The organism is Pantoea sp. CTOTU50773, assembly GCF_032082325.1.
GTDB lineage: Bacteria > Pseudomonadota > Gammaproteobacteria > Enterobacterales > Enterobacteriaceae > Pantoea > Pantoea communis.
Genome location: NZ_DAMDQC010000198.1, coordinates 1 through 7,095, shown reverse-complemented (window position 1 = coordinate 7,095; position 7,095 = coordinate 1). Strand labels below are relative to the sequence as shown.

The 7,095-nt window shown below is 56.1% G+C and carries 6 protein-coding genes; 4 read left to right on the top strand and 2 right to left on the bottom strand.

The window, feature by feature from the left end:
• Positions 1–261 (top strand): diguanylate cyclase domain-containing protein (locus RT340_RS20815; protein WP_313377632.1); only part of this gene is annotated, 261 nt, incomplete at its 5' end.
• A 62-nt stretch (positions 262–323) separates the two neighbouring features.
• A complete protein-coding gene (gene yegD, locus RT340_RS20810) occupies positions 324–1,676 on the top strand; it encodes a molecular chaperone (protein ID WP_313377631.1) in 1,353 nt (450 codons plus the stop codon).
• A gap of 130 nt (positions 1,677–1,806) precedes the next feature.
• Here yegD and RT340_RS20805 read toward each other — a convergent pair whose 3' ends face one another.
• Positions 1,807–3,147 carry a carbohydrate porin gene (locus RT340_RS20805; RefSeq protein ID WP_313377630.1) on the bottom strand — a complete coding sequence of 447 codons (1,341 nt, stop codon included), beginning with the start codon at positions 3,145–3,147 and terminating at the stop codon, positions 1,807–1,809.
• A 213-nt stretch (positions 3,148–3,360) separates the two neighbouring features.
• The gene (locus RT340_RS20800) at positions 3,361–4,323 is read right to left on the bottom strand and encodes an aldo/keto reductase (RefSeq protein WP_313377629.1); all 963 of its coding nucleotides are present in this window, start codon (positions 4,321–4,323) and stop codon (positions 3,361–3,363) included.
• Between the two features lie 240 nt (positions 4,324–4,563).
• Here RT340_RS20800 and RT340_RS20795 point away from each other — a divergent pair, with 240 nt between their 5' ends.
• Complete coding sequence (locus RT340_RS20795; RefSeq protein WP_313377628.1) at positions 4,564–5,790, top strand: MdtA/MuxA family multidrug efflux RND transporter periplasmic adaptor subunit; 1,227 nt, start codon at positions 4,564–4,566, stop codon at positions 5,788–5,790.
• Positions 5,790–7,095: efflux RND transporter permease subunit (locus RT340_RS20790; protein WP_313377627.1), on the top strand; the 1,306-nt coding region annotated here is incomplete at its 3' end. The genes RT340_RS20795 and RT340_RS20790, both read left to right, overlap by 1 nt.

The window sequence follows — 7,095 nt, the reverse complement described above, 5'->3', positions numbered from 1 at the left end:
GGTGAATTTGGCGTGATGCTACCGAACAGTCACGTTGACCAGGCGCGCGAGGTGGTACAGCGCATTGTCACTTCGGACAACGAATGCACTTTCCTGTGGCACGGTCATCCTTATCACGTGGGCGCCAGCGCCGGGATCACGCAGAATAATCAGTACAACTGCGTCCGCAATGTGGTGATGTCACAGGCGGATGTCGCCTGCTATAGCGCGAAACATGCGGGCCGTGGTCAATATCACGTTTATCAGGAAGTACAAATGTGATCATTGCCAGCCCGCGCTGGCTGCGCTAAAGTCGCCCCCTTTTTTCTGGCATGGGGGATAAAATGTTCATCGGATTCGATTACGGCACGGCCAACTGTTCTATCGCGGTCAGCGATAACGGTACACCGCGCCTGCTGACACTGGAGAAGGGTCAGCGCCTGCTTCCCTCCATGATTTGTGCACCCACGCGTGAAGCAATCAGCGAATGGCTGCACCGCCATCATCAGGTGCCGACACCGGATACAGAGGGTACCGCGCTGCTTCAGCGCGCACTGCGTTACAACCGTGAAGAAGATATCGATGTCACGCCAGGCAGCGTGCAGTTCGGCCTGACCGCGCTGCAACAATATATGGTCGATCCGGAAGAAGTGTGGTTCGTGAAATCACCGAAATCCTTCCTTGGTGCCAACGGCTTAAAACCACAGCAAATCGCCTTCTTCGAAGATCTGGTGTGCGCCATGATGCTGCACATTCGCCAGCAGGGCGAAACCCAACTCGACCGTCCGATTGAGCAAGCCGTGATCGGCCGCCCGATCAACTTCCAGGGCCTTGGCGGCGAAGAGGCAAACCAGCAGGCGCAGGGTATTCTGTTGCGTGCAGCGAAGCGTGCGGGTTTCCGCGACGTGGAATTCCAGTTTGAACCGGTTGCCGCCGGGCTGGACTTTGAAGCAACGTTAGAGAAAGAAACGCGCGTGCTGGTGGTCGATATCGGCGGCGGAACCACCGACTGCTCGATGCTGTTGATGGGTCCAGAGTGGCGCAATAAAACCGACCGCCGCGAAAGTTTACTGGGCCATTCAGGTTGCCGCGTGGGCGGTAACGATCTGGATATTATCCTCGCGTTCAAAACCCTGATGCCTTTACTGGGTCTGGGCGGTAACACGCAAAAAGGCACCGCCCTGCCCGCACTGCCGTGGTGGAACGCGGTGGCGATTAACGATGTTCCGGCGCAAAGCGACTTCTACTCTGCCGCGAGCAGTAAACTGCTGCGCGATTTGATTCGCGATGCAGAGCAAGGTGACAAAGTGGCGCACCTGCTGAAAGTGTGGCAGCAGAAGCTGAGTTATCGTCTGGTGCGTGCGGCGGAAGAGAGCAAAATCGCCTTGTCCGAATTGCCGGAAACCGAAGCGTCGCTGGCGTTTATCGCCCAGTCACTGCAGGCTGATATCAGCGCCACGCAACTGGAAGAAGCCATCAACCAGCCACTGGAGCGCATCCTGGAGCAGGTGCATCTGGCACTCGCCACCTGTGAAACCAAGCCGGAAGTGATCTACCTGACCGGCGGCAGTGCACGTTCGCCAGTGCTGCGTGCGGCATTGCAGCAGGCCTTGCCGGACACGCCAATTGCGGGTGGTGATGACTTTGGCTCAGTGACCGCCGGTCTGGCGCGCTGGGCAGAAGTGATGTTCCGTTAACCCGGTTGCAACCACTTTATTGCGCATTGTGCAGGTGATTGGTCCACTGCCCGATGCGCAATGAATTACGCCGGTAACAAGCACAAAAATGGCGGCCACCCTGGCCGCCATTTTCATCTATATCCGCGAATCAGAAATTAATATTCGCCGCGATGCCACCGACAAACGCATCTTTCACTTCACTCACTGCACCCGGTGCCACCACATACTGCAGGTTCGGACGCAGCTGCAGCCATTTGGTCAGCTGAGCGTTGTAATAGATCTCATAGTTATATTCCGAGCCATCCTGAATCGGCAAATAGGTCGGGCTGTTGAAGTCAGTTTCGCCGTTAGCGTTGTTCTGCTCACGCAGCGAACGGGTATAGGCGCTATTCACGTGGATACGCGCCGCACCGACACCGATTTCATCCTGTGGACGCGCATCAAACGGCCCTTTCCAGGTGAAGCTAATGGACTGGTAGTTGTCAGTTTTCGAGGTTTTGTGGTCGTTCATCACTGCCTGTACCGTCACGCCCAAACCACGGCTGGCGTCCCCGCCCTGCGCTGTCAGTTGCTGTTGCAACAGCACGTAGCCACCGTAGGCGTGATCCTGGCTCTCATAAGCGCCATCGCGCCAGCTGCCATAGTTATCGCTGTTGGCTGACGAGTAGTAATACCCGATACGGTAGTTACCCGGCAGTTTGTCGGCACCGAAAGTCGGTTTCCAGCCCAGTTCCACCGGCACCATATTGCCTTCGGAATTGCTGGTGTCGAGACGGAAGCCATCGCCGCGATCGTAGTTGGAACTGTTCTGGTTATAAAAGCCGACCTGGAAGAACACTTCCGGGGTGATGTTGAATTTCACACGGCCGCCCCACTGGGAAACCGGCCAGTTAAACCAGCGATCGCCACGCCAGTTACCCGCCTGACCACTACCAAAGGCCAGGTTCTGGAACTTACTGTCGAAGTTATCGAAGTCTTCACCGACAGTGACACGACCGGCTTTCAGGTTAACCGCGTCATCAAACAAACCTTTGCTCAGCCAGAACTGCGTCAGGCGCCAGGTTTGTCCACGGCCATACACTTCCTGCGTTGAAGAGAGCATGCCCGTGCGACGATCGGCGACCTGATCGGAGATGTTTTGCCCATTACGGTCAGTGATGGTCATCTGGAATTGCGCATCCTGCCAGTTCAGCAGTTTTTCCAGGTCAAAGTTGGCGCCAAACGCCCACTGATCGCTGTAACGCATGGAAGTGTTGGTATCCGCGCCGCCGCCGAGGTTAGAAGCGCTCTCCATGGTGTAGTTGACGTCGAATTTGATGCCGTCTTTTTCCAGCTGCGTTCGGGAACCACCCCAATCGCCGAACATGTAAGGTGAGTCATAGCTGAATGCATCAGCCGCCATTGCTGATGTACTCAACATCGCAAACATCAGGGTGCCCGCTGCCAGACGGGGCATATGCTGCACTGCTTTTTTTCTGTTCATGATCATTATTCTTTTGTGATGTAACGGGAAAGGATCGAACAGAGGATAGTGCTGGCGCTATGTCAATTTTTGCAAATATGTGCGCACTCATTGGCAGGGTGATAGTTAATTAACGCAACTGTGACAAGGGTCTATGAATGAATATGTTTTTACAGAAATGGCATTTTTTGCATGGCAAAAAAACAAAATAAAGCGGGACGCCGTCGCGTCCCGTGAGGATTACGCCTTACTGGCGCTCGCCAGTTCCTCGATCTCTTGCTTACTCAACTCTAACTCAGTGGCTTTCACCAGTTCGTTAATCTGCTCCAGCGAGGTGGCACTGACGATAGGTGCGGTGATGCTCGGACGAGCAATCTGCCACGCCAGCGCGACCTGAGTCGCTGATGCATCGTGTGAAGCCGCCACATCCTCCAGCGCTTCGACAATGCGCTTGCCGCGCTCGTTAAGATACTTCTCGACGATGCCCTGCCCGCGTTTACTCTTGCTGGCATCTTCCGGCTTTTTGTATTTGCCGCTCAGGAATCCGCTGGCCAACGAGTAGTAGTTGATCACGCCGAGGCCATTTTTAACCGCCACCTGCTCCAGCCCACCTTCATACTCCTGGCGGTCATACAGGTTGTATTCTGGCTGTAGCGTTTCATAGCGCGCCAGCCCCTCTTTTTTACTGATATCCAGCGCTTCCTGCAGGCGTTTTGCGTTGTAGTTGGAGGCGCCAATTGCACGCACTTTGCCTTCTTTAATCAGCGAATCAAAGGCTTTCAGTGTATCGATCAGCGGCGTATCCTGGTCGTCGCGGTGCGCCTGATAGAGATCGATCACATCGGTTTGCAAACGACGCAGCGAATCTTCCACTGCCTGACGGATGTAAGCCGGTTTTAGCCCGGTTTTCTCCGGAGACAGCTCCATTCCCACTTTCGTCGCCAGCACAATACTGTCGCGCTTGCCGCTTTTTTTCAGCCATTTACCAATGATAGTTTCAGACTCGCCCCCTTCATTACCGGGAGCCCAGCGCGAATAAACGTCCGCGGTATCGATAAAGAACAGTCCTTTTTCTACCAGCGCGTCGAGCAGTGAGAACGAGGTTTTCTCGTCGACTGTCCAGCCGAAAACGTTGCCGCCAAAAGTGAGAAGCGGAACCTGAATACCACTGTCGCCAAGCTGACGGGTTTTCTGTTGACTCATTTTGTTCTCCTTATTGAAACGAGACATGACTGCCTTTGAGCTTAGCAAAGGAAATCGCTGCGCTTATGCGTTTTCCTGCCAAAATGTTTACACAATATGAATACTTAGCCCGCTAGCGGAGATATTCTTAATTCCTTCAATTTTTGCCCGGCCCGGGCGTCTACAATCATTTCGTTTGCGAAACGGCCATTTTGCTTTCGCATTTGGGGAATACGAAACCGCTGGAGAGCACGCAAGCAGATGAACAGTCGACTGAAAACAAGCCTGATAACCGTTGTCGTGATTGCCGCACTGGCGGGTGGATATTATTGGTGGCAGCATCCTGCGGAACCGAGTAAGCAGCCGCAAGCCGAAGGCCAGCAGCATCATGGCCGCGGCGCAGGCGGGGCTAATCGCCGTCCTTTAGCACCGGTGCAGGCCGCTGCCGCAACGACCCAGAGCGTTCCCTACTATCTCAGCGGGCTTGGCACCGTTACCGCCGCCAATACCGTGACGGTACGCAGTCGCGTTGACGGCCAGCTGATGGCATTGCATTTCCAGGAAGGTCAGCAGGTCGCAGCGGGTGCGCTGCTTGCCGAGATCGATCCCCGTCCGTATCAGGTGGCGTTGATTCAGGCACAAGGCCAGCTGGCAAAAGATCAGGCCACGCTGGCCAATGCACGCCGCGATCTCAGTCGCTATGAAAAACTGGCGAAAACCTCACTGGTGTCGCAGCAGGAACTAGACACGCAACGCTCGCTGGTGAGTGAAACGCTGGGCACGATTAAAGCCGATGAAGGCAACGTCGCCAGCGCGCAGCTCAATCTCACCTACAGCCGCATTACCGCGCCGATATCCGGTCGCGTAGGCCTGAAGCAGGTCGATGTCGGCAACTACATTACGTCCGGCGATACCACTAGCCTGGTCGTGATCACTGAAACCCATCCGATTGACGTGGTGTTTAGCGTCGCCGAGAACAACATCAGCCAGATCCTCAAGGCACAAAAAAGCGGCCAGCCGCTGATAGTCGAAGCCTGGGATCGCAGCAACAAAACCCTGCTCACCAGCGGCACCCTGCTCAGCCTCGATAACCAGATTGATGCCACTACCGGCACCATCAAACTCAAAGCGCGATTTGATAATCAGGATGACACGCTGTTCCCCAATCAGTTTGTGAATGCGCGTCTGAAAGTGGACACGCTGCAGGATGCGGTGGTGATCCCAACGGCTGCGCTACAAATGAGCAACGACGGTCACTTTGTCTGGGTGGTCAACAGCGAAAACAAAGTGAGCAAGAAGCGCGTAACGGCGGGCTTGCAGGACAGCCAGAAAGTGGTAATCAGCGCCGGGCTCGACGCCGGTGAGCGCGTGGTCACTGACGGATTGGATCGTCTGACCGAAGGTGCCACCGTTGAAGTGGTATCACCGCAAAATACCGCCACACACAGCACACGCGCCGCCCAGCCTGCGCGCGGAGAGCGTCAATAATGCAGGTGATGCCTCAGGACAGCAGTGGCGGCCCGTCACGCCTGTTTATTCTGCGCCCGGTGGCGACCACGCTGCTGATGATCGCCATTCTGCTGGCGGGTGTGCTCGGCTACCGTTTTCTGCCGGTGTCGGCGTTGCCCGAAGTGGATTACCCGACGATTCAGGTGGTCACGCTCTATCCTGGCGCCAGCCCGGATGTGGTGACGTCCTCGATTACCGCCCCGCTTGAACGTCAGTTCGGCCAGATGTCAGGGCTGAAGCAGATGGCATCGCAGAGTTCCGGCGGTGCTTCCGTGGTGACCTTGCAGTTCCAGCTTTCACTCTCTTTGGATGTCGCCGAGCAGGAAGTACAGGCGGCGATCAACTCTGCCACCAATCTGCTGCCCAGCGATCTGCCCAACCCGCCGGTCTACAGCAAGGTCAATCCTGCCGACCCACCGATCATGACGCTCGCCGTCACCACCACCAGCATGCCGCTGACCCAGGTGCAGGACATGGTGGAGACGCGTGTGGCGCAGAAAATTTCGCAGGTGACCGGTGTGGGCCTGGTGACGCTGTCCGGCGGGCAACGCCCAGCTGTGCGCGTGAAAATGAACACCCAGGCACTGGCCGCGTTAGGCTTGACCAGCGAGACGGTGCGCACCGCGATTACCAACGCCAACGTCAATTCCGCCAAAGGTAGCCTGGATGGCCCAACGCGATCGATTACGCTGGCCGCCAACGATCAGATGACCTCCGCCGAGGATTACCGCAAGCTGATCATCAGCTATAACAACGGTGCGCCAGTGCGTCTTGGTGATGTCGCCTCCATTGAACAAGGTGCGGAAAACAGCTGGCTCGGGGCCTGGGCTAACCGTCAGCAGGCGATTGTGCTCAACGTACAGCGCCAGCCGGGTGCCAATATCATTGCCACCGCTGATAGTATTCGTGCAGTGCTGCCCTCACTTACCGCCACACTGCCCAAATCGGTAGACGTGAAACTGCTCACCGACCGCACCACCAATATCCGAGCATCAGTAGCGGATACGCAGCACGAGCTGATGCTGGCGATTGGTCTGGTGGTGATGATCATCTATCTGTTTCTGCGTAATGTGCCTGCCACCATCATCCCGGCCGTGGCAGTACCGCTGTCGCTGGTCGGGACGTTTGCGGCCATGTATTTCCTCGGCTTCTCGATCAATAACCTGACGCTGATGGCACTCACCATTGCCACCGGCTTTGTGGTCGACGATGCCATCGTGGTGATCGAGAACATCTCGCGCTATATCGAAAAAGGCGAAAAGCCGATGACGGCGGCGCTGAAGG

What these genes read in the sequence shown, in the direction of transcription:
- RT340_RS20795 (WP_313377628.1), top strand. Translation starts at nt 4,564, where the DNA reads ATGAACAGTCGACTGAAAACAAGCCTGATAACCGTTGTCGTGATTGCC.
- yegD (WP_313377631.1), top strand. Translation starts at nt 324, where the DNA reads ATGTTCATCGGATTCGATTACGGCACGGCCAACTGTTCTATCGCGGTC.
- RT340_RS20805 (WP_313377630.1), bottom strand. Translation starts at nt 3,147, where the DNA reads ATGATCATGAACAGAAAAAAAGCAGTGCAGCATATGCCCCGTCTGGCA.
- RT340_RS20800 (WP_313377629.1), bottom strand. Translation starts at nt 4,323, where the DNA reads ATGAGTCAACAGAAAACCCGTCAGCTTGGCGACAGTGGTATTCAGGTT.